General features: G+C 62.0%; 26 protein-coding genes and 1 pseudogene. 11 read left to right on the forward strand and 16 right to left on the reverse strand.

Annotation, left to right across the window (positions count from 1 at the left end; genetic code table 11):
- Nucleotides 1-198 precede the first annotated feature (198 nt).
- Complete coding sequence (locus tag AAE021_RS14415; protein WP_342023012.1) at nucleotides 199-711, forward strand: PaaI family thioesterase; 513 nt, start codon at nucleotides 199-201, stop codon at nucleotides 709-711.
- Between the two features lie 18 nt (nucleotides 712-729).
- On the opposite strand, the gene AAE021_RS14420 is transcribed toward AAE021_RS14415, so the two are convergent.
- Nucleotides 730-1,305 carry a chloramphenicol phosphotransferase CPT family protein gene (locus AAE021_RS14420; RefSeq protein WP_342023013.1) on the reverse strand — a complete coding sequence of 192 codons (576 nt, stop codon included), beginning with the start codon at nucleotides 1,303-1,305 and terminating at the stop codon, nucleotides 730-732.
- Between the two features lie 107 nt (nucleotides 1,306-1,412).
- Here AAE021_RS14420 and AAE021_RS14425 point away from each other — a divergent pair, with 107 nt between their 5' ends.
- Nucleotides 1,413-2,738 (forward strand): MFS transporter, encoded by a 1,326-nt coding sequence (locus tag AAE021_RS14425; protein WP_342023014.1) that lies wholly within the window; start codon nucleotides 1,413-1,415, stop codon nucleotides 2,736-2,738.
- Nucleotides 2,739-2,789: 51 nt separating this feature from the next.
- Here the strand turns inward: AAE021_RS14425 and AAE021_RS14430 are convergent, their stop codons facing one another.
- From AAE021_RS14430 to AAE021_RS14440, 3 genes are read right to left on the reverse strand one after another with little or no spacing between them, the layout of a single operon-like run.
- Nucleotides 2,790-4,295: a tripartite tricarboxylate transporter permease gene (locus AAE021_RS14430; protein ID WP_342023015.1), complete on the reverse strand. Its 1,506-nt coding sequence runs from the start codon at nucleotides 4,293-4,295 to the stop codon at nucleotides 2,790-2,792.
- Nucleotide 4,296: 1 nt separating this feature from the next.
- Complete coding sequence (locus tag AAE021_RS14435) at nucleotides 4,297-4,869, reverse strand: tripartite tricarboxylate transporter TctB family protein (RefSeq protein ID WP_342023016.1); 573 nt, start codon at nucleotides 4,867-4,869, stop codon at nucleotides 4,297-4,299.
- Nucleotides 4,869-5,825 carry a Bug family tripartite tricarboxylate transporter substrate binding protein gene (locus AAE021_RS14440; RefSeq protein ID WP_342025426.1) on the reverse strand — a complete coding sequence of 319 codons (957 nt, stop codon included), beginning with the start codon at nucleotides 5,823-5,825 and terminating at the stop codon, nucleotides 4,869-4,871. The genes AAE021_RS14435 and AAE021_RS14440 overlap by 1 nt, the downstream gene beginning before the upstream one ends.
- A 302-nt stretch (nucleotides 5,826-6,127) precedes the next feature.
- On the opposite strand from AAE021_RS14440, the gene AAE021_RS14445 reads away from it, so the two are divergent.
- The gene (locus AAE021_RS14445; protein ID WP_342025427.1) at nucleotides 6,128-6,487 is read left to right on the forward strand and encodes a universal stress protein; all 360 of its coding nucleotides are present in this window, start codon (nucleotides 6,128-6,130) and stop codon (nucleotides 6,485-6,487) included.
- A gap of 53 nt (nucleotides 6,488-6,540) precedes the next feature.
- Here AAE021_RS14445 and AAE021_RS14450 read toward each other — a convergent pair whose 3' ends face one another.
- Nucleotides 6,541-7,116, reverse strand: coding sequence for a GNAT family N-acetyltransferase (locus AAE021_RS14450; RefSeq protein ID WP_342023017.1), 576 nt, complete (start codon nucleotides 7,114-7,116; stop codon nucleotides 6,541-6,543).
- A gap of 183 nt (nucleotides 7,117-7,299) precedes the next feature.
- Here AAE021_RS14450 and AAE021_RS14455 point away from each other — a divergent pair, with 183 nt between their 5' ends.
- Nucleotides 7,300-7,719 carry a MarR family winged helix-turn-helix transcriptional regulator gene (locus tag AAE021_RS14455; protein WP_342023018.1) on the forward strand — a complete coding sequence of 140 codons (420 nt, stop codon included), beginning with the start codon at nucleotides 7,300-7,302 and terminating at the stop codon, nucleotides 7,717-7,719.
- A gap of 12 nt (nucleotides 7,720-7,731) precedes the next feature.
- Here AAE021_RS14455 and AAE021_RS14460 read toward each other — a convergent pair whose 3' ends face one another.
- The 3 genes from AAE021_RS14460 to AAE021_RS14470 are packed head-to-tail and all read right to left on the reverse strand — an operon-like array spanning nucleotide 7,732 to nucleotide 9,415.
- The gene (locus tag AAE021_RS14460; protein ID WP_342023019.1) at nucleotides 7,732-8,568 is read right to left on the reverse strand and encodes a PhzF family phenazine biosynthesis protein; all 837 of its coding nucleotides are present in this window, start codon (nucleotides 8,566-8,568) and stop codon (nucleotides 7,732-7,734) included.
- Between the two features lie 17 nt (nucleotides 8,569-8,585).
- A complete protein-coding gene (locus AAE021_RS14465) occupies nucleotides 8,586-8,801 on the reverse strand; it encodes a hypothetical protein (RefSeq protein WP_342023020.1) in 216 nt (71 codons plus the stop codon).
- On the reverse strand, nucleotides 8,798-9,415 hold the full coding sequence (locus AAE021_RS14470; protein ID WP_342023021.1) for an ArsR/SmtB family transcription factor: 618 nt from the start codon (nucleotides 9,413-9,415) through the stop codon (nucleotides 8,798-8,800). The genes AAE021_RS14465 and AAE021_RS14470 overlap by 4 nt, the downstream gene beginning before the upstream one ends.
- Nucleotides 9,416-9,634: 219 nt before the next feature.
- Here AAE021_RS14470 and AAE021_RS14475 point away from each other — a divergent pair, with 219 nt between their 5' ends.
- Nucleotides 9,635-10,033 (forward strand): VOC family protein, encoded by a 399-nt coding sequence (locus tag AAE021_RS14475; RefSeq protein WP_342023022.1) that lies wholly within the window; start codon nucleotides 9,635-9,637, stop codon nucleotides 10,031-10,033.
- On the opposite strand, the gene AAE021_RS18135 is transcribed toward AAE021_RS14475, so the two are convergent.
- From AAE021_RS18135 to AAE021_RS14495, 5 genes are all read right to left on the reverse strand, one after another.
- Nucleotides 10,009-10,674, reverse strand: coding sequence for a helix-turn-helix domain-containing protein (locus AAE021_RS18135; RefSeq protein WP_425362485.1), 666 nt, complete (start codon nucleotides 10,672-10,674; stop codon nucleotides 10,009-10,011). The two genes, AAE021_RS14475 and AAE021_RS18135, sit on opposite strands and share 25 nt — an antisense overlap.
- 334 nt (nucleotides 10,675-11,008) lie before the next feature.
- On the reverse strand, nucleotides 11,009-11,692 hold the full coding sequence (locus AAE021_RS14480) for an HpcH/HpaI aldolase family protein (RefSeq protein WP_342023023.1): 684 nt from the start codon (nucleotides 11,690-11,692) through the stop codon (nucleotides 11,009-11,011).
- A gap of 97 nt (nucleotides 11,693-11,789) precedes the next feature.
- Nucleotides 11,790-12,767 carry an aldo/keto reductase gene (locus AAE021_RS14485; protein ID WP_342023024.1) on the reverse strand — a complete coding sequence of 326 codons (978 nt, stop codon included), beginning with the start codon at nucleotides 12,765-12,767 and terminating at the stop codon, nucleotides 11,790-11,792.
- A 12-nt stretch (nucleotides 12,768-12,779) separates the two neighbouring features.
- On the reverse strand, nucleotides 12,780-13,730 hold the full coding sequence (locus AAE021_RS14490; protein ID WP_342023025.1) for a phosphoglycerate dehydrogenase: 951 nt from the start codon (nucleotides 13,728-13,730) through the stop codon (nucleotides 12,780-12,782).
- Between the two features lie 25 nt (nucleotides 13,731-13,755).
- Nucleotides 13,756-15,174: an Nramp family divalent metal transporter gene (locus AAE021_RS14495; RefSeq protein ID WP_342023026.1), complete on the reverse strand. Its 1,419-nt coding sequence runs from the start codon at nucleotides 15,172-15,174 to the stop codon at nucleotides 13,756-13,758.
- A 160-nt stretch (nucleotides 15,175-15,334) separates the two neighbouring features.
- On the opposite strand from AAE021_RS14495, the gene AAE021_RS14500 reads away from it, so the two are divergent.
- From AAE021_RS14500 to AAE021_RS14515, 5 genes and pseudogenes are all read left to right on the forward strand, one after another.
- Entirely contained in the window at nucleotides 15,335-16,537 is a 1,203-nt protein-coding gene (locus AAE021_RS14500) for a four-carbon acid sugar kinase family protein (RefSeq protein ID WP_342023027.1), read from the forward strand.
- Nucleotides 16,534-17,523, forward strand: a complete 990-nt coding sequence (pdxA, locus tag AAE021_RS14505; RefSeq protein WP_342023028.1) for a 4-hydroxythreonine-4-phosphate dehydrogenase PdxA — start codon at nucleotides 16,534-16,536, stop codon at nucleotides 17,521-17,523. The genes AAE021_RS14500 and pdxA overlap by 4 nt, the downstream gene beginning before the upstream one ends.
- Nucleotides 17,524-17,550: 27 nt before the next feature.
- Nucleotides 17,551-17,676, forward strand: a pseudogene (locus AAE021_RS18140) (DeoR family transcriptional regulator); the annotation flags it as partial.
- A 48-nt stretch (nucleotides 17,677-17,724) separates the two neighbouring features.
- Nucleotides 17,725-18,375 (forward strand): DeoR/GlpR family DNA-binding transcription regulator, encoded by a 651-nt coding sequence (locus AAE021_RS14510; protein ID WP_425362486.1) that lies wholly within the window; start codon nucleotides 17,725-17,727, stop codon nucleotides 18,373-18,375.
- A gap of 158 nt (nucleotides 18,376-18,533) precedes the next feature.
- Nucleotides 18,534-19,430, forward strand: a complete 897-nt coding sequence (locus AAE021_RS14515; RefSeq protein ID WP_342023030.1) for a dihydrodipicolinate synthase family protein — start codon at nucleotides 18,534-18,536, stop codon at nucleotides 19,428-19,430.
- A gap of 177 nt (nucleotides 19,431-19,607) precedes the next feature.
- Here the strand turns inward: AAE021_RS14515 and AAE021_RS14520 are convergent, their stop codons facing one another.
- On the reverse strand, nucleotides 19,608-20,939 hold the full coding sequence (locus AAE021_RS14520; RefSeq protein WP_342023031.1) for an NtaA/DmoA family FMN-dependent monooxygenase: 1,332 nt from the start codon (nucleotides 20,937-20,939) through the stop codon (nucleotides 19,608-19,610).
- A complete protein-coding gene (locus AAE021_RS14525) occupies nucleotides 20,936-21,076 on the reverse strand; it encodes a hypothetical protein (RefSeq protein ID WP_342023032.1) in 141 nt (46 codons plus the stop codon). The genes AAE021_RS14520 and AAE021_RS14525 overlap by 4 nt, the downstream gene beginning before the upstream one ends.
- Nucleotides 21,077-21,130: 54 nt before the next feature.
- On the opposite strand from AAE021_RS14525, the gene AAE021_RS14530 reads away from it, so the two are divergent.
- Nucleotides 21,131-21,523, forward strand: coding sequence for a MerR family transcriptional regulator (locus AAE021_RS14530; protein WP_342023033.1), 393 nt, complete (start codon nucleotides 21,131-21,133; stop codon nucleotides 21,521-21,523).
- Between the two features lie 123 nt (nucleotides 21,524-21,646).
- On the opposite strand, the gene AAE021_RS14535 is transcribed toward AAE021_RS14530, so the two are convergent.
- Nucleotides 21,647-23,140, reverse strand: coding sequence for a DHA2 family efflux MFS transporter permease subunit (locus tag AAE021_RS14535; protein WP_342023034.1), 1,494 nt, complete (start codon nucleotides 23,138-23,140; stop codon nucleotides 21,647-21,649).
- Nucleotides 23,141-23,163: the final 23 nt, after the last annotated feature.

The following is a 23,163-nucleotide window of genomic DNA, read 5'->3' on the forward strand; positions in this document are numbered from 1 at the left end:
TCGAACACCATGGTCGCCTGGATACGGTCGCCTCCCCCAAACCCCTTGCTGCCGCACTTGCGTTCAATTCCTTAGGTTTGCGGCTAATTCTGCGCAATACTACTCGATGCAGTTGATGCTCTTTCCGCGGAACAGGGGGCAGTTTTGCGGGCTCGGAAACCTATGTCCCCTCACAGACCAGTCACTGACGGAGGCACCATGCCCGATTCTGAAATGCGTTCCAAGACCCTCGAATACGCACCGGCGGAACGGAATACCGCGCGCGTCTTCGGACGGACCGGCCTTGAGCATCTGCAGGCCATGGCCGCCGGAGAGGTTCCCGGACCGCCGATCAGCAGCCACGTGGGACTTCGCCTCGTCAGTGTGAGTGAGGGCGACGTGGTGATGACAGCGGAGCCCGACGAATCGCATTACAACCCGATCGGCTCCATCCACGGCGGTTTTTTCGCCACTGTTCTCGATTCGGTCTGCGGCTGCGCAGTGCACTCGACGTTGCCGGCCGGCGTCGGCTACACCAGCCTCGAACTCAAGGTGTCCTTCCTGCGGCCCGCCACGGCAGACACGGGCACCGTCACAGCCCACGGGTGGGTGACCAAGGCCGGGCGCAACGCTGCGTTTGTCGAAGCCGACCTGCGCGACGCCGCCGGCCGGGTCCTCGCCACCGCCTCAAGCACCTGCCTGGTGGTGGGCCCCGAGCCGTCCGGAAGGTAAATTTCCTGCCAGCCGATCTCACACTTGATCCGGTTGGGACCTTCCCCAGGCTGCGATCCAGCGTGTGATGTCGAGGGCGCAGTCTTCGGCGGAGCGGTGCGTGGTGTCGACCTCGACGTCGTATCTCATGCCGCCGTGCACGCTCAGCGCCTGCTGCCGTGCCATCCCCGGCACCCGATCGGTGCGTTGTGACTCGCGTGCCGCGGCCACCTCGGGCTCGCAGCGCACACCGACCCACACAACGGGCAGATCGTGGAACATCTTGCCCAGATGTTCCTGCCCGGTGCCCCCGGCAAGAAGAACCTCATCGAGGATGAGGTGCGCCCCGGACATCGCCATCCCGGCCAGCGCGGCGTACCAGATGTCTTCCAAGGCCCGGTAGCCAGGGCTGACGCTGATGGTTCCGGCAGGCCGGTAGACGATTCCCGCCCTTGGACTGTCGCCGCGGCCGGGAAGCGCATCGATGAAAGCGTCCACGCCGAAGGTCAGCCAGGTTCCCGGAAGGGATTCCTGCAGAGTGCGCGTGATCGATGACTTTCCTGAGCTTGAGCCACCGTTGAGCACCACGACGCGGGGACTTGGGTTCGACGACATTCCGCGATTCTAGTCTGGCCCCTGCGGGATACAGTAGGCGTGGCTTGGCCTCCCCGCCGGCGGCCGAGCGCTTGGCCCCGCCCGTACCCACGCAACGAAGGACTCCAGTGCCAGACCCGCAACAGCCCGCCCGGGACCCGCTTCCCGCTGCGGCACCGGAGCCGCTGGCGCTGGTGCAGCGGCGCACCATGCGCGTGCTCGTCATCATGCAGATCATCGGCACCGTCGGTGTTGGCGTCGCACCCTCGATTGGCGTGCTGCTGGCCGGGGAAGTCACCCAGAATGAAGCGTGGGCCGGTTTGGCGCGCACGGCTAGCACGCTTGGAGCGGCGCTGCTCGGCCTGCCGCTGGGGAATCTGGCCGCACGCCGTGGACGCCGGGTCGCGCTGGCCTCCGGGTGGTGGACCGCCGCCGCGGGTGCGGCGATCCTGGTGGCGGCTGCCCAGTGGAGCCTCGTGGTGCCGTTGTTTATCGGCCTGCTGCTGATCGGTGCCGGGTCCGCCGTCAGCCTTCAAGCCCGGTTTGCCGCGACCGACCTGGCCGAACCGCATCACAAGGGCCGGTCGCTGGCCCTGGTGGTGTGGGTGGGCACCATCGGTTCCGTGCTCGGCCCTAATCTGGGGGTTCCGGGCGAGATCCTGCACCGCGCCACCGGTCTCAGCGTTTTCGCCGGGGCGTTCCTTGTTGCCGCTGTTTGTCTGGGCCTGGCCGGCGTCGTCGTCTTCCTCCGGCTCAGGCCCGACCCGCTGCTGATCCTGCAGGCCACCACCGCCTCCACCCCTGCGCTCTCCCCCATGGAACCCGGCGGAAAGAAGCGGGCCCCCGTCCACCGCATCCTCGCCGAACTGCGCACCAACCCGCCGGCCCGCTTCGCCATGATCGCGATCCTGTCCGCCCAGGTGGTGATGGTGTCGATCATGACGATGACCCCGGTGCATATCGCCCATCAGGGCGGATCAATCTCGATCATCGGCATCACCATCAGCCTCCACATCGCCGGCATGTACGCGCTGGCGCCCCTGGTGGGATTCATCGTTGACCGCTACGGACACCGGCCCAGTATCGGAGCAGGCCTGCTGATTTTTCTGGCCTCCGCCTCGATCGGCGCTTCCCGGCCTTCGGACACCGGCTGGATCATGGTGTCGCTGTTCCTGCTGGGGGTCGGCTGGTCATTCATCAACCTTGCCGGGTCCGCCCTGTTCAGCAGGGTTGTCTCAGCCGAGACCCGCGCGTCATCGCAGGGCGGCGTCGATGCCCTCGCCAACCTGTGCGGAGCCGTAGCGGCGTTCGCCGCCGGTCCGCTGCTGGCCGCCAGCAGCTTCCCGGTGCTTTCCGTTCTCGCCACCGCGGTCCTGCTTCCGCTCGCCGTGCTCACCGTTCGCGCCGGTCTTCGGCCGCGGCCTGAGCCTGGACGCCGCGAAGGGCCCCGCTGATCTGAACTGGTCAGATCGGCGAGGCCCTTCGCTGTTGTCTGCGCGTTGGACCTAGACGTCCTTGCGGGTCCGGTTCACAACTTTGGACCGCACAGTGGCCGCCAGCACGAGGAACAGCAGCCCGTAGAGCACCAGCGGGATCGGCCCGGTCACGAATACGGAGTAGTCACCGTTGGAGGACAGCAGCGCGTCGCGCATGCTCGTTTCCGCCAACGGACCCAACACCACACCAATCATCAACGGGGCCAGGGGCATCCCGTGGCGGCGCATGATGAAGCCAACCAGGCCGAGCCCAAGCAGCATCAGCAGATCGAAGACCGCTCCGGAGGTGGCGTAGACGCCCAGCCCGCAGAAGACGGTAATCCCGGCGTACAGGTAAGGGGCCGGGATGAGGAGCAGCTTCGCCCAAAGCCCCGCGAAGGGCAGGTTGATGATGAGCAGCACCACCATCGCGATGAAGAAGCTCGCCAGCAGGGCCCAGACCAGGTCGGGGGACCGGTCGAACAGCAGGGGGCCCGGCTGCAGGCCGTACTGCTGGAACGCGGCGAGCATGATCGCGGCCGTGGCCGAGACCGGCAGGCCCAGGGCCAGCAGCGCTCCCATGGCGGTGCCGGTGGTGGCGTTGCCGGCGGCTTCGGGAGCTGCCAGGCCACGGATCGCGCCCTTGCCGAACTTCGGGTTCTTGCGGCGGCGGTCAATGCGCCGTTCCACGTCGTAGGAGATGAACGTCGGAATCTCGGACCCGCCGGCCGGGATGACGCCGAAAGGCAAGCCGATGGCGGTACCCCGGGCCCAGGCCGGAGCTGCCTCTTTGAGCTCCGCGCGGGAGAGGAAGGGACGGCCTGCGGAGCTGATTTGCTTGCCGGCCGGATCCCGGCGTATCCGGGAGGCGATATGGAAGACTTCGCCCAGCGCCAGGATCGCCACGGTCACGGTAATCAGGGAAATGCCGTCGAACATCTGGGGCGCACCGAAACTGAAACGTTCGGCGCCCGAGAACGGGTCGATGCCCACTGTGGCGATACCCAGACCGATCACGAGGGCCGCGAGGCCCTTTACCGCGGAGTCCGAGACCACGGAGGACGTGGCAACAAAAGCGAACAGGGCCAGCGCAAAGAACTCAGCCGGACCGAAATTGGCCGAGAAATCAGCCAGGGCGGGAGCGAGGAACACGACGAGAACGGAGGCCACCATGCCGCCGATAAACGCGCCGATGGCAGCGGTGGCCAGGGCCTGCGGGGCCCTGCCGTCCTTGGCCATTTTGTGCCCCTCGAACGTGGACGCGATGGCCGAAGCCTGGCCCGGGGTGTTCATGAGGATCGCCATGGTGGAGTCACCGAACATGCCGCCGAAATAAACGCCGGCGAACATGATGAAGGCGGCAGTGGGATCGAGGGCAAACGTGACGGGCAGCAGCAAAGCCACCGCCATCGAGGAACCCAGTCCCGGCAGCACGCCGACGGCGGTGCCCAACAGGCAGCCGACGAGCACCCACAGCATGTTCATCGGCGTCAGGGCCGAGGAGAAGCCCTCCATCAACAGATTGAGTGAATCCATGCTAGAAACCTCCTCCAAGGATGCCGGACGGGAGGCTGAGTCCCAGACCGATTGAGAATGCCAGATAAACTGCGCTGCTCATCAGCAGGGCAAGTGAGATGTCGAAGATGGGCCGGCGGCTGCCGAAGCCCTTCGCCACAAACCAGAACAGCAGGGCACCGGCAATGATCCAGCCCAGTGTTTCCAAGGTCAGGGCGAAGAGCAGGAAGCCTCCTGCAGCCCAGAGGACTGCTGACCAGTCAGTGAAGGTGCGGTAACGCCGGGAGGACGTCTCCGTGGGGTGCTCCGGGGAACGCACGTAGTGCAGTGCCAGCAGGGCAGCCAGGACGTAACCGGCGACCATCAGGATTCCGGGGAAGAACTTCGGACCGGGAAAGTCCGTGCCCTCGCCCACGTCCATGGTGAGGATTCCGATCAGGAGATACGTGCTGAAGGCCACCATAACGAGCGAGAGGAGCAGCCCGCTGCGGCCGTCCCACCAGGAGGTGCGGACGGGAGGCTGCCCATCCGCGTTGCCGGTGTGTTCGATCGGATGCACCGCCGTACCTGCGGACGAGGGCTCTGAAGTGCTCATCAGCCGATCTCCTTCACTAGTTCACCAATGCGCTGCTGCTCCGAGGTCATGAACTCATCGAACTCATCCCCGGTGAGGTACACATCGGCCCATTTGTTGCGTTCCACGGCGTCCTGCCACTCGGGCGTCGCGATGGTTTCCTCGATCAGGGTCCTCAGCTCCGCGAATTCCTCATCCGTGATCCCCGGAGGTGCCACAAGTGCCCGCCAATTGGCCAAATCCACTTCGTAGCCCTGCTCGGTCAAAGTGGGGATGTCGACGCCGTCGAGCCGCTGCGGGGCAGCCAACCCCAGGGCGCGCAGGCGCCCCGACTTAACCTGGTCTTCAACATCCTTGTACCCGGATGTGGCAGCTTTGGCCGTATCCGTGATGAGGGCCTGAGCCGCTTCTCCTCCGCCGGATTTGGGAATGTACGTGGTGTCGGAGGGATCCACTCCGGCCGCGAGGGCAAGCTCGGTCATGACCAGCTGGTCAAAGGTGCCACCGCCGGTCCAGGCAATCGCCGCCGGATCAGCCTTCCAGGCCTGCACCAGGTCGTCGAGCGTCTTGTAGGGGGAACTGGCCGGGACCACAACGACGTCGTACTCCTCCACCAGACGGGCGATGGGCCGCACGTCGTCGTGCGTCACGGCCGAGTCCAGCTGCGCTACTCCGGCAACCAGCCCGGCGCCCGTGACCATGAGGTTGTTTGCCTGCCCGGACATGGTGGAGAGCTTGCCGAGGCCAATGGTGCCGGCAGCCCCGGGGATATTGACCACCTGGGTGTTATTCACCAAACCGTTGGCGCGCATGGCCTGTTGCTGCTCGCGCATGAAGGTATCCCAGCCCCCGCCGGCGCCTGCCGGAGCAATCAGGGTGAGATTTGCGCGGATGTCCGAACCGCCGGAAGCGGACTGGATGGAAAAGAAGCTGGCCAAACCGATCGTGGCGACAGCCACGATGCCATAGGCGGCCAAAAAGATCGGGTGTTTGCGGCGTGGGCCGGACCCGGATCGATCTGGTGAAGAACTCACAAAATCAACTGTCCTTAGTGGGGGGAGAAGGGACATCAAAGCTGGTCAGTACTCAACGGTGTATTAACCACCCAAAGAGCCTAGGTGATCCGCATCATATTGGCGGGATCGGCTCGGCTGCCGCTCTTAACAAACTGCACCTGTTTTGCTTTTTCTCCTCACTGCGGGAGAACCTGAAGAACAAAATCGCCCGCAGGATGAACTTTCCATCGTTCCTCTTCACCCCCACCCACCTTGGAGATTTCATGACCGTCATCGTTGCCCGCACCAGCACTCCCGAGGGCGAGGCTGCGCTTACGGCCTCCATCGAAGAAGCCCGGCGCCGCCAGGAAGACCTGGTGGTTTTCAATCTGGAAGGCACCCAGCTTGACCCCGAAGGCGCCGAACTCAACGGCGTGCCGGTCACCTATCGTTTGCCGGATCCCCGCAATCACGACGCCGTGGGCGATCTCCTCGACGCCGCTGAAGAGGTCGACGCCTCCGCTGTGGTGATCGGCGTCAAGCACCGCAGCCCGGTGGGCAAGTTCCTGCTCGGCAGCGCTGCGCAGCAGATCCTGCTCGAGGCCAATGCCCCGGTGATCTCGGTCAAGGCCCGGCGCCTCTAGGGCGATATAGAGGACGACACTAAGGGCGACCCGTTTGGCCCGCGTCTAGTGCCCTATCTTTCTTCCTTTGTGGGGAGATCGCGGCGCATGGAGTAGACGGCGGGGCCACCTGGAATACGCGTCGTCGCAGTGATGGTGAATCCGTGGCGTTCATATAGTTGTACGTTTCGCTCGTCGGAGGTCTCCAGACCCACGGAACCAGTGCCGTGGATCTGTCGAAGGCCTTCAGAGATGATGGCGGATCCAAGGCCTTTTCCTGCACTGCCAGGATGCACGCCGAGAGTCGCCAGGTTCCAGGCGTCCGAGGGGAGACTTGGAAGCTGCAGTCCCATGAGGATCTTTAGCCGGTCACCCAGCAGTTCCGCGATGCGCGCCTGCGTAGCGCCTTCGGGCTCAGGAGTACCAGGCGGAAGGAAAGCCCCCACCCCTCGCACCTCCTCGTCGACTAAGACGAGTCCATGGCATAGGGCGTGCTTCAAATAGAGGGTCTGGAGTTCCTCAAGACGCGCCTCGTAGTGATCCGCCGGGATAGACCACCGGGTCCAGGGGTAGCGATCGAAGGCGAGGGCAAGTGTGCGTGCCGCTTGGGGAAGATCGGCTGCGGTCGCAGGACGAAGGATGTGGTTCACACCACCGACCCTATCCCCGGCAGGTTATCGGGCGAAAACCAGCCCGTCCGGCCCGCTAGGCTGGCTTGTACACCGACAGACACCGGCCTCGCGGCAGGTCCTGTCCGGTTGCCGCTACTGTTCCGGTCGCAGGTCTTCCTGGTTTGGAACAGAGGATGGTGGTCAAAGGAAGAGAGTACGTACGTGAATACAGCACATTGGACGAGCAGTCGCTTGTTGAGTACGGCCGCACGTCTGAACGACCACTACCAGAGCCAACGCTTGACGGGCCTGGACGTCACCCATGCCGGCGCGACCACGCTTGAGGCGCTTGCCAACAGCGGCCCGATCAGCCAGACGCGCCTGGCCGATCTGATCCATATCCAGGCTCAGACCATGGGAAGAGTCCTCGAAAAGCTCGAGGTTAAGGGGTTGGTCTCCAGGGTTCGCGACACGCTGGACACGCGTTCGATACGGACCCGCATCACAGCTCGAGGCCAGGCGGTAGTCGAGAGTATTGATCAACTGCGTGAGTTGCCGGTGGAATCAGCCGGATTCTCGGACCAGATTCTCCGCGGCCAGCTGATCGCCCTCATCAATCGGCTCGAGCCCACGCCGGCCTGACGCACCGGGCCGCTAAAGGCGGACCGTTCCCTCGATGCAGCTCGTGACGTGGCCGCCAATCCAAATGCCTCCGCCGCGAAGGCTGACGTGCACCCGGCCCTGCCGTCCGAGCGCTGTTCCCTGCGACGCGGTGTAGGGCGCCGTCGCCAGCTTTGTGTCGATCAGCCACCGTGCCAGGCCCGCGTTCAAACTGCCGGTCACGGCGTCTTCCCAGACGGGGTCCCCGCCGACAAAGGCACGCACCTCAAACTGGGTTTCCTCGGTGGAATCGTGTGGACCCACCACGCCGATTTCCAGATCACCGGCCTTGGCCGGATCAGGTTCCAGGCTCAGGACTTCCTGCGCCGAGGAAAGCCGGATACCGATCCATTGCGGGCCGTTGACCAGCCATGACGCAGCAAGGATGTCCTCTCTCGGGATCCCCAGGACCGCCGCTATCGTGCGGATGAGCGGTTCACCAACGGGTTCATAGCGTGTCAGCAGCGGTGCTTCGAAGGCCAGCAAGTCCCCCTCGACCCGGACCGGAATGAGCCCTGCCGCGCATTCCTGCAGGAGTGTCCCGCCGGATTTGGGGGATCCGCCGGCGTCCAGCCATGCTTTGGCTGAACCCAGCGTGGGATGGCCGGCGAAGGGCAGTTCTTCCTTGGCGGAGAAGATCCTCACCCGGTAGTCGGCTTCCGGACTGCTGGGGGCCAGGAGGAATGTTGTTTCCGAGAGGTTGGTCCAGGTGGCGAACCGCTGCATCTCCTCCGCACTCAAGCCGTCGGCGTCGTGTACCACCGCCAATGGATTGCCTAGATATGGGTCGCGGGAGAAAACATCAACTGCACTGTAGGGACGCGCTTTCATAGCGCTACTCTAGTGTTTTACAGCAGCAGGTGGAGTCCGCTGTGTGCGATGGCGGATGCATCGGTTCGCCGCTCAGCATGCTGTTTGAGGAGCACAGTTTCGGGACCCTCCTCAGCGAGCCGGGACCCGGCTGCGATGAAAGCAGTGCCCAGACGGATCAGGGCGCGGGAGGTGAAACCTGCGTGGGCGCTGGTGGGGGCGGGTTGGTAATACCCGAGGGCGGCAGAACTCATGTCGGCTCCTGTGTATCGATGAGTGGAAACGCGTTGAAATGCAGTTGAACGGGGCGGGCCCCGGGTGTCTTTGGATCGCTTCGGTAGGTCTCGAGCTTCTCGCGCAGGACTGTTTCCATGTCCCGGGTGAACGCCTCCAGCTGATCCGCGGTGAAGTGGGCGTTGAAGGTGCTGATCATCGGCGCTTCAGTCCACTCCGGCGGCATGGCGGACAGGTCGCTCTCCATGAAGGTGGCCAGCAGTTCCGCGCGTCCGCGTTCGAACGTCCGGCTGACCTGGCGGACTGCTTCCCGGACGGCGGGGTCCTGCTTTGTGGGTGCGTTGATGGTCAGGGCTCCCCGTGTGCGTTCCCACCACCGCTCGCGTCCCGAACCCCGGTCCGTGATTTCATGGACAAGGCCGTGCCGGGCCAGTTGCCGGAGGTGGTAGCTCGTCGCACCGCTCGACTCCCCCACCCGCTTGCCGATGCTGCTCGCCGTTTGGGGTCCGTACTGAGAGAGGACCTGAAGCAGCTGCACACGGAGGGGGTGGGCGAGGGCCTTGAGGACGGGGCCCTCGAGAATGCGGTCGCCGTCCTGGATTGGACTCGGCTCAGGCTGCGAATCTGTGGTCATGGTGACAGCATGCCAGTGCAAAGGTTTATTTGCAAACACTTCTTTGCATACTCAACACTGCGCTTCGTTCCACCTGATGATCGATAAGGGGAGCCGGAAACCGTTAGCGTGGGGTCGCAACGCCGGAGTGGCAGCGCGAGCAACGGGCGCAGCACCACACCTGAGGACGATGGCCGTTCTGTTCAAGACACGCCAGCAGCGTCCTTCTAGGCTGGTTGTATGACATTGAAACTGGGATTCATCGGCATCATCACCAACGACATGGCCCAATCACTTGCCTTTTACCGCAGCCTGGGTGTGAGCATAGAAAGCGGTCAGGACGAGGCACCCCATGTGGACGCGCAACTCGGAGACGGCACCACGTTGGCTTGGGACACAGTCAAGACCATTCAAGAGTTCGACCCAGGCTACGCCTTCCCTGCCGGCGGACATCGGATTGCACTGGCTTTCAACAAAGAGTCGGCTGCTGCAGTGGACAGTGCCTACGCTGCGCTCGTCGCCGCGGGCTACACCGGACACGTAGCCCCCTGGGACGCACACTGGGGTCAACGGTACGCAACGCTGCTGGATCCGGACGGAAACTCCGTGGATCTCTATGCTGAGCTTGCCAAGAACTGACCGGGGGTTGCACCGACCAGCCGCTTGAACTCTCTCGTTAGGTGCGGCTGGTCGGAGTATCCTGCCTGGGCTGCCGCGTCCCCCAGGGTTTGGCCACTGGTCAGGAGTGCCTGCGCCCGCTTCACGCGTTGTATCCGTGCGAGCGTCGAGTAGGGATACCCGAACCGCTCCAACATGCCACGCCTAAAAGTACGATCGGACCAACCCAGCAAAACAGCCACCTCCGACGCGGCAGTCCCGCGCCGTGAATGTTCGCGAATCAACGCGACCCACGGGCTTGATGGCCGGTCCGCCACTTCAGACAAGCCAGCGATCGGGCCTGACTCAGACCATGACTCGCGAGCACGACGAAGTGTCTTCCGCATTCGCCTAGCGACAGCACCGTCCAGAAGATCTTCGGCCAACACCACTTGATCCGTCACTTCGGCGAGGTTTATTCGCAGCAACTCCGTGGCGTCCCCGGGTGGAAACCGCAGTCCCAGAGACCCGGAGCTGCCATCAGAACGAGTACGAATCCACGTCGTCGACGGACCCGCCACCCACACATCATCCTCCCGAAGAATCAAATCGACGCAGCCGTCAGCGGCGATAATCGACGCTGGACTACCTGACGATCGCCAAAGCGCGGATCCCATATCCATAACTGCTTCCTGATACACACGCCCATCCTCCCACCGCTCTCCCACCGCGTAGAGCACTGCCCGCAACCCTGTCCGCCTCCACGCACGTTAGCGCCACCCCGTGTGCCAGCGATACTCGTGGCATTTGCACAGCCCTACCTGGGACACGCTTCTCTAGCTACCGCCGTCTCACCACACCACCATCCGTTAAGAAAGATCCGGGGGTCCTGGGGTGCGGTCTTCAAAAGGTTTGCCTTGTCGCGGACTCGTCGCAGGCGCCCCCGCCTCAGGGTGCAAGGGCTGTCACCGCGGGAGGTGGAGCACGGGCCCGAGGCAAACGACCAACCGCGCGGGTCTAGCTCTTTGCCTCTTGGAGCTGTTGGCGGGCTGCGGCTTCGAGATGCGTGAGGTCTGAGGCGATGGTGATGAAGGTGAAGCCCTGCGAGATACGCTCCTTGGCAATTGACCCCGCGGCGGTGTGTATGGCCGGGATTTTGCCGGCTGCTTGAGCCGCGGACAGTACTCGTGTAATCGCGCCTTCGAATTCTTCTTTGACTTCGGGATCGTTCGGGTATCTTCCTCCTACTGCCAGGCAAAGGTCCGAGGGGCCGATGTACACGCCATCAATACCTTCAGTTGCACAGATTTCCTCCACGTTGGCGAGGCCCTCGGGCGTTTCGATCATGACGAGAAGCAGTACGGCAGCGTCAGCTTCCGCAGGTGTTGGGCCTATTCGAAGTCCTGAGCGCATAGGCCCGTAGGAGCGGATGCCCGTGCCGGGGTATCTAGCCGAGCGGACGGCTGCTTCTGCTTCCTCCCGGTTATTGATGAGCGGAACGATAATTCCACGTGCTCCGGCATCTAGCGCTTGACCAATGACGGCGGCGTTGTTGGCTTCGACGCGGACAATGCCGGCAGGGCCGTGAGCTGCATCTATGGCCATGAGGTTGCTGAGGATACCGGCATAACCCATGAGTCCATGCTGTCCGTCAAGGGCGATGTAGTCATAACCGGTCATGGCAAGCCGCTCAGTTGACACTGGGCTGTCCAAGACGCACCAGTACCCTACAGTCAGTTCCTTGTTCTTGGCGCGGGTGATTCTGTCTGCACCGGGGTGAGTCATATCTGTCCTTAGATTAGCGGTTGTAGGTGGGCATAGGCCCGCGGAGGGTAGCACCGATGGCGTCACACTCATCGACAATGTCTTGGCCCAGCGGTCCGTTCCCAAGTAGCTCAAGATTCAAGAGCAGTTGTGCCGGTTTCGACCCGCCGAGCAGGACTGATCCAGTGACGGGACGGGAGAGAAGCCATCGGAAAGAGAGTTCAACTAATGACATTTCGGCCGTAGCTGCGATCTTCGCCAGCTCTGCGACCGCTGCGAAGAGTTGCTGGTCCCAGTACCGTTGCCGGTACATGTCAGCGAGTCGTGAGTCGGCGAACCGGCCGCTGTCTGCTGCCGCTTCGTAAGAGTGCCGTCCGGTGAGCAGACCCCCGCCTAGCGGGTTGTAGACCATGGTGTGCAGATCGGTGGCCTGCGCAAACTCACTGTATTCTTCCTCAATGCGACGTGCGATGAGATTGTAGAGTTGTTGTCCGATGATAGGGCGGGGCGCCCCGACCTGGTCGGCGACGACATTGACCTCGCTGATCTGCCAAGCAGCGTAATTCGACACTCCAATCGTTTTAATTTTTCCTTCATCGACAAGCTCGGCGATCGTGGTCATTGTCTCCGTGAGGGATACTGCACGGTCAGGTTGATGTAGGTAAAAAAGGTCCACGCTCTCTCTCCCGAGACGCCGCAGACTGCCGTCCAATGATGCACGGAGCCCAGCAGCGGACAGAGGCGAGTGGTTTCCCGCGTCTTCGTGAGGCATGCCCGCTTTGGTTGCGAGGATCACCTCAGCCTGCCGATTACGCAGCAGTCGCCCGAGGATTTCCTCGCTTGCACCGCCTGCATATCCGTTGGCTGTGTCGATGACGGTGACGCCGGCAGCCAGGGCGGCATCGAGCATGGCTGCCGACGCTGCTTCGTCTGCCGTGTCCCCGAAGGTCATCGTGCCTAGCACGGCCTTTGACACGGGGACTTCAAGGCCCAACAAATGCTGCTTGTCCATGGTTAGAACTTCCTATACGACTGGGTTGAGGGGATTTTCGCCCCGTAGGACGCAAGCCACATCTTTGATGATCATGACGCCCATAGCGGCGTTTGCACGGTCAGTAAAGGCGCCGATGTGCGGGGTGAGAATTACGTTCGGCGTCGTCAAGATCCCGCTGTCCCGCGGCATCGGCTCTGTGCTGAAGGCATCGAGGGCGGCCCCGGCGATGTGACCGCTCCGAATCAGGGCCACGAGGGCGTCCTCGTCTATGAGCCCGCCGCGCGCAGCGTTAATGATGAATGCTCCCTTTTTCGTAGTGCCGAGGGCATCGGCATCAAGCAGGGGGGCGTCCCCTGCGTTTCCTGGCATATGCAGGCTGAGGAAGTCCGCGCCGGCGATGGCTTCTTTCAGGGTTACCTGCTGAGCGGCTGAGGCGGTGAAAACGTCTGCAGGAAGGTAAGGATCATAAGCAATCACTGTCATTCCAAATGCTTTCGCCCGTTGTGAGACTGCCTGACCGATTCGACCGAAACCGATGAGCCCGAGAGTTCTGCCCGACAGTTCAATGCCCGGGAACCGTTCCCAGCGGCCTGCTTGGGTTGACTGATGAGCGGGCAGGATCTGTCGGGCGAGAGCCAGCATCAATCCGAGAGTCAGATCAGCGACAGCCCCAGAATTGGATCCTGGAGCGTTGACCACCGTCACACCTGCCCGCCTGGCAGCCTCGCAGTCGATGTTGTCCACCCCTACGCCGTGTTTGGCCACAACCTTTAGGTTGGTCGCCGCTGCGAACACAGACGCATCGACCGTATCGAGTCCAACTATGACGGCATCCGCTCCCCCGATCTCCTGCGCCAGCTGGTCGGCGGAAAGCGGATGTTGCCCTTCGGGTCGTCGAATCGTGAGATTTTCCGCTTCCACTGCCCTCCACGGCTCCTGAGACTGTTGCCCGAAGCTGGGTGTGGTGATCAAGATTTCCATGAATTACTGCTCCATTATCTGTCTGTCAGCCAATTCCGACGCCGAATACCTTCAGCACGGAGTACACGCCGATGAAAAGGACTGACAGGCTGCTGAAGACCAACGCTATCGTCCAGAAGTTGTTCGAGCGGAAGCGCCGGTCGACCTGCCGGCGGAGGTGCCACACCGCGATAACGACCGCTACCAAGAAAATTCCTGACGCGACTCCGCCGATTTGCACCATGATGACTGGGGACTGTACGACCAGGAAGCTAGCAGCCCAGATCAGGGGCATAACAACCGTCAGGACGGAAATGATGCGCTTGCGCTTAATAACGTCCTTCCAGTCGAAGATCCCCAGGATCCCGAGCGTGTTGGCCCAAAGACGAGGAACGGAAGCGGTAGAGGCAACGAGGGTGGAAAACAGGACGGCGAAAGCACCGATCAGGAACACCCACTGTGCCCAGCCGCCCATGGTGTCTGTATACATCCGGGAGAGCGTGAGAATCATGTCGTTGCCCTCCGGAACGAGGTTTTGCGGGTGCAGGACGGCCGCGCCGATGATGTAGAAGGACAGCGTGCAAAGGGTGCAGATGACCCAGGAAACCAATGCGTCCAGGCGCATGACTTTAATCCAGCCCTGGGCCCGCTCGGCCCGTTCGACAGTCCCGTCATCGGGCCCGGTCCACCGCGCGTAGCCCTTCTCAAGGCACCAATAGGTGTAGGTGGTCATCTCATCCGAGCCAACGCCCGTAAGTCCGAACATTGCGATCGCGAAACCGATGGCTCCCGCAGGTAGCGCGAAGCTGAGTCCGGTCGCCAAGTCGCTTCCGGTGTAGCCAAAGTCAGTGAGCGGCAGACCGAAGGCGAGTCCGGCTGTGACCAGGGTGAATATGACCACGGACACGAAGGCTGCACGCTCTACCACCGAATATTTCCCGCTAACCATCATGGCAATGACAGACGCCATGACGATCACGGTCCAGAAGGTCAGGGACGGAGTCTCGAGGGGACCGCTCATGACCGGGAACATGATGGAGATTGCGGCTACCGCACCGCCGATGATCCCTCCGCGCTGAAGGATCTTGGCGAAGTCCATCAGGACCCACAGGAAATTGATCCAACTTCCCCTGCGGGTTTTCGGACCCACCTGGCTGTAGCCCTCGAGAGCGGTCTTGCCGGTAAGGATTGACCATTGTGCAAGTTCCATCTGAACCCACACTTTGACTGCAGTCGAGATGATGACAAGCCATAAAAGAATAAAGCCCGCCTGCGCGCCAAGGGCAGTGGTGGTAATGAGTTCGCCGGATCCGACGACAGCCGCGGACAGGATCAGCCCTGGACCGAGGTAGCGGAACCTGCCGCGGAAGGTTGTTGGTGGTGCGACGGCGTCCTCGGGACGTAGTTCGTATGGATCCGCGACATCATCAGTGCGGGCCTTCGAAGCTGTCGATTGGGTGGCCACAGCAGTCTCCTTTGACTATGGATAGAGCAGCGAGTGAGCTGGGCTCGGAGCATTGATTTCAAGGCGGAGCCTGTAACTGTGATCACAGTTCCATAGTTGCGCGAATCGCGCAAGCTCTATAGCGTGAACCGGACAATGGTCTTCAACGAGAGGTTTCAGCATGTCGGTGTTTGCTATCGCTGATGACCTTTCTGGTGCAGCGGAGACAGCCGCGGCCCTTCTGCGCCTTGGTTCATTGCCTGCGCAGAATGCGCATTTTTCTGGATCCAGTGGTGGCGTGCTCGATCTATATGACGATGAGCTGATGTTCAACTCGACCTGCCACGATATAAAGGTCATCGACTCAAACAGCCGCCATGTCCCTTCAAGCACGGCAGCGGCAAGAATGCGGAGCCTGCTGGGCAGCGAAATGGCACAGCGAGCGAACGTATACCTAAAGTTCGACTCCCTGTTGCGCGGAAATATCAGCTCGGCACTCGCTGCGGCGATGGACACACATCCCGTTGTGTTTTGTCCCGCCCTGCCCGTACTCGGACGAACGGTGAGGAACGGCACTCTTCAGGTCGAAGGTGTGCCTCTGCATAAGACCAATCTATGGCAGGCCGAGCCGGGAGCACCGCAACAGTCGATCCCGGAGCAACTCGCCTTGCAATCCACAGTGGTGCCTCTTGAGGTGGTGCGAAGCTCCCGATTGCCCCGGGTCCTGAGAAGCATCGCGGACTCCAACAGACTGTCGGTTTGTGACGCGGAGAGCCCGGCCGATCTGGACCTCATCGCATCGAGTGCGGTCTCAGAGGGCATCTCCCTTGCCGGAGCAGCAGGACTGGCCCAGGCCTTAGCACGGCACCTCCAGCCGGCCCGCTCTCTTGAGGATCAAGGGAATGCAGGGGTGAGAACAGCCAATGTCCTTTTCATCCTCGGTACAGCGAGTCCGACGGCCGCCAACCAGCTAGCCGAACTGCACTCAACGGGCGTACCCATCCACCATGTTCAGCCTGCCGACCTCACCGAGTTCAACCTGCCGGACAGCGGAACAGCTGCTATCGCTGTCGACGGAGCTCTTGATCCGACGCTGTCGGGCTGGATCGTAAAGGCACTGGCCAATCTGGCGTTGCGTCTGCATGCGAACCGGCATTTGGTTCTCAGCGGTGGCGAAACGGCTCGCGCAGTGCTCGATGCGCTGCAAATTAGTCGTCTGTACCCGCTTGCTGAGGCTCATCCGGGTGCGGTCGTAAGTGCCACCTGTGAGGGGCGGCTAATTGCCACGCGCCCGGGCAGCCACGGCGATGTCCGCTCGCTTACCCAGATCCTTATGACTATGAATGCACTTCAGATCAACAACCCTAGGAAGGCCCTGCTATGAGCACCCCTTTTATCGCTGTCACCATGGGCGACGGCGCGGGCATCGGTCCCGAAGTCATTATTCCAGCAGTTCTGAATGAAGGAATTCGGGCGGAATGCCGGCCGGTGGTCATCGGAGATGCACACCGCCTGCGTCAGGCCAGAGACATCGTCGGGATCGACGCCGTCATCAGAAGCATCGATTCTGTTGACGAGGCCGTGTTCGATGAGCAAACAGTCAATGTAATCGACCTAGCTCTTTTGCCGGAGGACCTCGCCTGGGGGGAACTTTCCCCCATAGCCGGCGACGCGGCGTTCCAGTACATCAAGGTTGCCTCCAAACTGGCAATGCAGGGGAAAGTCCAGGCCATCTGCACGGCGCCTCTGAACAAGGAAGCACTCCATGCAGGAGGGCACATCTACCCCGGCCACACCGAGCTCCTTGCTGCCCTGACGAACACGCCCGAAGTGTCCATGATGCTCTCGACGCCAAAGATCAAGGTCATTCACGTCACTACCCACATTGGGCTTGTTGACGCTGTCTCGATGATCGAGCCAGGGCTCGTGCACCGCACCATCCAGCGCGGCCATGAAGCCCTCGTCCGAGCCGGTGTGCCAAACCCCAAGATTGGGGTCTGCGCGATTAACCCGCATGCCGGGGAAAACGGCTTGTTCGGGTATGGAGAAGAAGCTACCAAGATCGCCCCAGGTATCGAAAAAGCAATTTCCGACGGCATCAATGCTGTGGGGCCATTACCGGCCGACACCCTCTTCTTCCTCGCTGGCCGCGGTGACTATGACCTAGTGGTGGCTATGTATCACGACCAAGGACATGGACCCGTAAAAGTGCTCGGGATTGAAGCCGGCGTGAATATTACCGTCGGGTTGCCAGTTATACGTACGTCCGTGGATCATGGCACCGCGTTCGATATCGCGGGCAAACATATTGCAGATCCCCGTAGCATGGTGGAAGCACTGCATCAGGCAGCGGAAATGGCTACTCGGTGATCTAGCGAGCATTTAGATAAGGAAGCAATGGCGCGGACAGCAAAAGCTCGGCGAGAAGAGATATATCACCTCGCACTTACCCGGGGGCTCGCGTCCGTAGAGGAACTTTCGGACCGCTTCGACGTGACTCCGTCCACTATCCGCAGGGATTTGGCGCTGTTGGACGATGAGGGCAAACTCGCTCGAACATACGGGGGAGCCGTGGCCATCAGCGCCAACCCGGAAGCATCGCTGCGCCAGAGAGTCGGCGTTAACTTCGAACAAAAGACTGCCATAGCCCGGCATGCCGCCTCGCTTGTGTGCCCGGGAGAGACGATCCTACTCGACGGCGGTTCTACCGTCGGAGCATTAGCTCATTTGCTGCACGAGCTCTCCCCTCTACACATAGTGACCCCGGCGATCAACATCCTCCTCGAATTCACCGAGGGCACCAAAGTGGAGATCGACTGCCTTGGAGGTCGTCTTCGTCCCCTTAGTAACAGCTTTGTCGGTCCTATCGCCGAAGCAGCCCTTGAACGCATGACCTTCGACAGAGCTTTCCTCGGCGCCGATGCAGTGACCGCCAAACTGGGGATCTGCGAGGCGGACCACGATCAGATCCGGCTGAAGGAGCTGATTAGCCGCCGTGCAAAAGAAGTCTATGTTCTTGCCGATGCGACCAAACTCGGACAAATGCCCTTTCACTCCTGGGGCAGGCTACCCCTGCCATGGACCCTCATCACTGATAACGGCGTGTCGGAGAAGACCCGTGAGGAATTCGAGAATGAAGGCATAGCCGTCCACGTCGTCGACGGCAGTTGCCTCCCCAACGGTGCCATCGGTGCTGCTGGCCATTCAGAAAGACTTGAATAAAGCCGCTCAGCGCCCAGCAGAAACCGGAATAAGCGCGACTGCAAAACGCCGCTGCGGGGAATGGCTAGGAGAATACAGCGTCGTCATGTCTGAGGTGCAATCCGTCTATGGAAGTCCCTCCCTCGGCCTCGAAGACAGACCATTGAAGGAGTAACCATATGTTCACAGGGCTCAGCGCCTTTCCCCTGACCCCTTTGGCGAACGATGCCGTGGACGAACCATCGTTCATCCGGATTATGGAACGGCTTGCCGCATCGGGCACCGACTCGATCACGGCACTTGGATCCACGGGTTCTTACACGTACCTCACAGGTGCGGAGCGGGCAAAGGTAGCGCATTTGGCCGTTGAGCATGCCGGCGGCACACCGGTGTTCATCGGCGTCGGTGCGCTGCGCACTTCCCACGTGTTGGCAAACGTGAGAGAGGCCGAGCGGGCCGGTGCTTCCGCCGTGTTGCTAGCCCCCGTGACCTACCAGGCCCTCACCGCAGATGACGTGTTTGAGCTGTATCGGGCGGTCTCAGAAAACACGGATCTTCCGGTCATCGTCTACGACAATCCCGGTACCACGCATTTCACGTTCACCCACGAGCTGTACGGGCGAATCGCCGGGCTTCCGGGGATTGCCTCGATCAAGATCCCCGGCGTTCCAACGGACCCCGTCAAAGCCGAAGAACACATTCAGGCGATCCGCGCGGTGGTTCCCGGACATGTCACCATCGGGGTGTCGGGTGACGCTTTCGCCGCAACCGGGCTGAATGCGGGGTGCGACGCCTGGTACTCGGTGATCGGCGGCACTCTACCCCGCCTCGCCCTGGGCATTAGCCATCTTGCCCAGGGAGGGCGCACAGATGAAGCAACCGCCGAGTCCGAGCGGATCGCTCCCCTGTGGAATTTGTTCAACGAGTTCGGAGGTAGCCTGCGTGTCATTGCCGCAATCGCGGAACACCTCGGCCTCGCGCAGCACAGGAGCCTGCCGTTGCCCATCCAAGGGCTGAATAAGAACCAGCGAGCTCGTGTTGCCGAAGTCGTCAATGAACTTGGCCTTGGCGACTAACGACAGAAGCCCGATACATTCCCGTGGATCGGCGTCCTCGCGGGAATGCTTATTGTTGCAGCCAGTCCAGAACTTGTTGAGGGACGCGGGTGTGGAGAATGTTTTCGGCATGTCCAGCCAGGGTTCCCCGGGAACGCCAAGTGCAGCACTTGGCAACGATGTCGGCGGATGATCGCATCAGAGGGGATCCGTGAGGCGCATGTCGAGCCCGTATTGGGCGGGTGCACCGAGGTGGTCGCGGAGTGTGCTGCCTTCGTAGTCCCGGTGGTAGATGCCGCGGGCCTGCAGAAGGGGGACGACTTCGTCGACGAAGGTGTCGATGCCGTCCTCGTTGACGTCAATAGAGACCCAGAATCCATCGCAGGCACCGGCGTCAAACCACTCCTGCATGTGATCCGCGGTGACCGACGCATCGCCAACAGGGGTGGGGTGGTAATCGATGACGCCATGGGCCAGGATGTCGCGGATGGTCCACCCTTCCCGCGCTACCTGCAATGCTCGCGCGGAGCGGGGATCGAAAGGACTCGGTGAGGCGGCCTGCAGTTGGGCGGCTGTCAGGGATTCATCGAGTTGACCGGCGTCGAGTTGCAGGTTCAGCATCGAGCCGAGGTAGGGCACGCGGGATGCTGCGGTGAGCTCACCCAATTGGACGCGCCGGTCGAGTGCGGCGCGTTTGTTCTTGCCGATGGCAGGCATGACTCCTGCGAAGAACTTGATCTCGTCCGGGTTCCGGCCTGCCCTCTGAGCGGCGTCACGGTAGGCCTGGCGCTGGTTGCGGGCATCTTCTATGGTGAACACTGCTGCGATGACGCCGTTGGCGTAGCGTCCGGCCAGTTCGAGCCCGTTCTCGCCTCCGCCGGCGGAGAAGATGACGGGTTGGCCCTGCTCCGAGGGTGGAATGGGAAGCGGCCCGCGTGAGGCGACGTACTCGCCCTGCAGGTTGATGGGCTGGATCTTATCGGGGTCGGCGAAGTGACCGGTTTCCTGATCTTTGATCCACGCGTCCTGCTGCCAACTTCCCCAGAGAGCCTGGGCGATCTGGATCGTTTCGTGGGCTCGCTGGTAACGCTGCTGCCGGGGCGCGATAGCCTGCCCGAAGTTCGCTGCAGCGGCAGGGTCGCTTGTCGTCACGGCGTTCCACCCGGCACGGCCGTGGCTCATCACATCGAGGGCCTTGAACTGGCGGGCGAGATTGAAGGGCTCATTGAAGGTTGTGGAGCCGGTGGCGACAAGACCGATGCGCTCCGTGGCGCGGGCGATGGCCGCCAGAGTCATCATGGGCTCGAGGGTGATCTGGGGCGCTTCGCTGTTCAGGCCGGACTGCAGACCGGGGAAATCCGGGAGGAACAGGAAGGCGAACTTCCCGCGCTCGGCTGCCTGAGCGTAGCGGACCTGAGCGTCGAAGCTGGCGTAGTTTGCCGGGTCCACGCCGGGTGCACGCCAGGCCGAGCCCTGCGATCCGTATCCGTTGCCCAGATGCATACCCAGAATCATGTGTGGCTTGGTCATTGGTTCTCCTCGTACAGCTGGTTCATGTGCTTCTTGTGATGGTGCTTGACGTGTGGCTTGGGCGTGGTGTCCGGATATTGCCGGGAATGAGGTCCGCGGGTTGCGGTGGGGCTGTCCGCTTTGTCCAGTGTCAACATTGCCATTAGTGTTAAGGTCAAATCGTGCTGGGCTTGGAGATTCAGGGAGGGTTTATGCGTATCGGTGAGCTGGCCAAGGAGACCGGTGTTCCTGCCCGGATGCTGCGGTATTACGAGGAGCAGGGCCTCATTTCGCCGCGCCGCTTGGCTAATGGGTACCGGACTTACGACGAATATCTGGTTGATCGGGTAAGGAAAATCCGGGGGCTGGTGGATACCGGGATTCCGACGCGGATCATTTCGGACATCCTGCCGTGCCTGGACCAGCCCCAAACGATCGTCGTGAAAAACGCCGAACCCGGGCTGCGGGAGCTCCTTGCCACGGAGCGGGACCGCATGACGGAAAAGATCGATTTCCTCATGCACAACCGTGACTCAATTACCCGATACATCGAAGCGATCGACCGCGCTGCTCTTTCTCCGCGCCAGGCAGCGCAAGCCGGATAGCCCGGGCACAGATATCCCAAGGCAAGTGAGCTGGAAGCGTCACAGGCGACGCTTCCAGCATCTGCTTGTTCGGCCGCTACACGCCCGTTGAGGGCGGCGGTGGCCATGCCGTCGCCTCCGTGTTCAGGATTCGTCTGTTGCGGGGCGGGCCTTGCTAACGAACAACGTGCCGACGACGGCGCCCAGGGCCAGGATCGCGGCGACAGTGAACGCGGCCCGTCCGGCGGCGATGCTCTGAGCCAGGTCGAGCACCCCGGCGTGGGATGCGTTCGCTCCGATGGTGAAGGCGGAGATGAGGATAGCGCCGCCGGCGGCGCCGGCCAGTTGCTGGACAGTGGAGAAGGCGGCAGTGCCGTGGGAGTACAGCTCGGACGGCAGTGAACCAAGAGCTGATGTGGTCATTGGCGCCCACATCAGTGCCTGAGTTCCGGTGATCACCAGATACGTGCCCAGAGCCAGCCAGACGCTGGTGTTCTCATCGATGGTGGTCAGGAACCAGATGGAGGCCGCCCAGATGATCGAGCCGGGAATTGCCAGGGGCTTCGGGCCCACCTTGTCGTAGACACGTCCGCCCAGTGCGGAGACGATCGCGATCATGGCCCCGCCGGGGAAGAGGAACAGGCCCATCTGCAGGGTGTTCAGCCCGAGGACGGCGGTCAGGATCAGCGGCAGAACGAGGACAACCCCGAAGCCATTCATCGCGACGAAGGTCATCACGATCGTCGGCAGGACGAAGGCGCGCGTCTTGAAGATTCGCATGTCGAGGAATGCTTCCCTGTGCCTCTGCAGCCAGACCTGTCGGCAGACGAATGCACCGACGCCAATCAATCCGACGAGGATCGGTATATACGGGGCAACAGGCGCATGGCCGGAAACTGACTCGCCGATGGACGCCAGCCCGAAGACCAGCCCGCCGAAACCGATGATGGACAGCAGCAGGGATACCACATCCAGGGTGACCCGCTCAGGTACGGTGACATTCCGCAGCTTCACGGCAGCGAGGACCAGCGTCGCGACGATGATCGGCAGCATGAGGATGAACAGCCACCGCCAGCTCAGCTGGGACAGAATCAGCCCGGAGACCGCGGGGCCGACGGCCGGTGCGATGGCGGGAACCGCTGTCACGAGTGCCATCATTCTGCCCCGGCGTGAAACGGGGACCAGGCGCATGGTGGTCGTAATGAGCAGGGGCACGAACACGGCGGTGCCCACCGCCTGGATGATGCGCCCGGCGAACAGCACACCGAACCCCGGAGCGATAACGGCGATGACCGTACCGATCAGGAACAGCGTCATGGAACCAAGGAAGATCGCACGGGTAGTGAACCTTCGCATCACGAACCCGGTAGCAGGGATGAGCACTGCCAATGTCAGCAAGTACCCCGTCGTCAGCCACTGACCGGTCGTTGGAGTGATGTCCAGGTCGGCAATCAGCGTCGGCAGGGCTACGCCCAGCATCATTTCGTTCAACAGGACAACGAAGGTTGAGACCATCAATAGCCCGATGATCATCGCGCTTCCCGGCGCCATCCGGTCATCGATCCCATCGGTGCGGGTGCCATCAGGTGCCTCTGGGCGCATGGCTAAGGTGGATTCATTGGGGCTAGGTGCCGACATCGGGCTCTCCTGGTTGTGAAAGG

The sequence above is a fragment of the Arthrobacter citreus genome (assembly GCF_038405225.1).
Classification (GTDB): Bacteria; Actinomycetota; Actinomycetes; order Actinomycetales; family Micrococcaceae; genus Arthrobacter_B; species Arthrobacter_B citreus_A.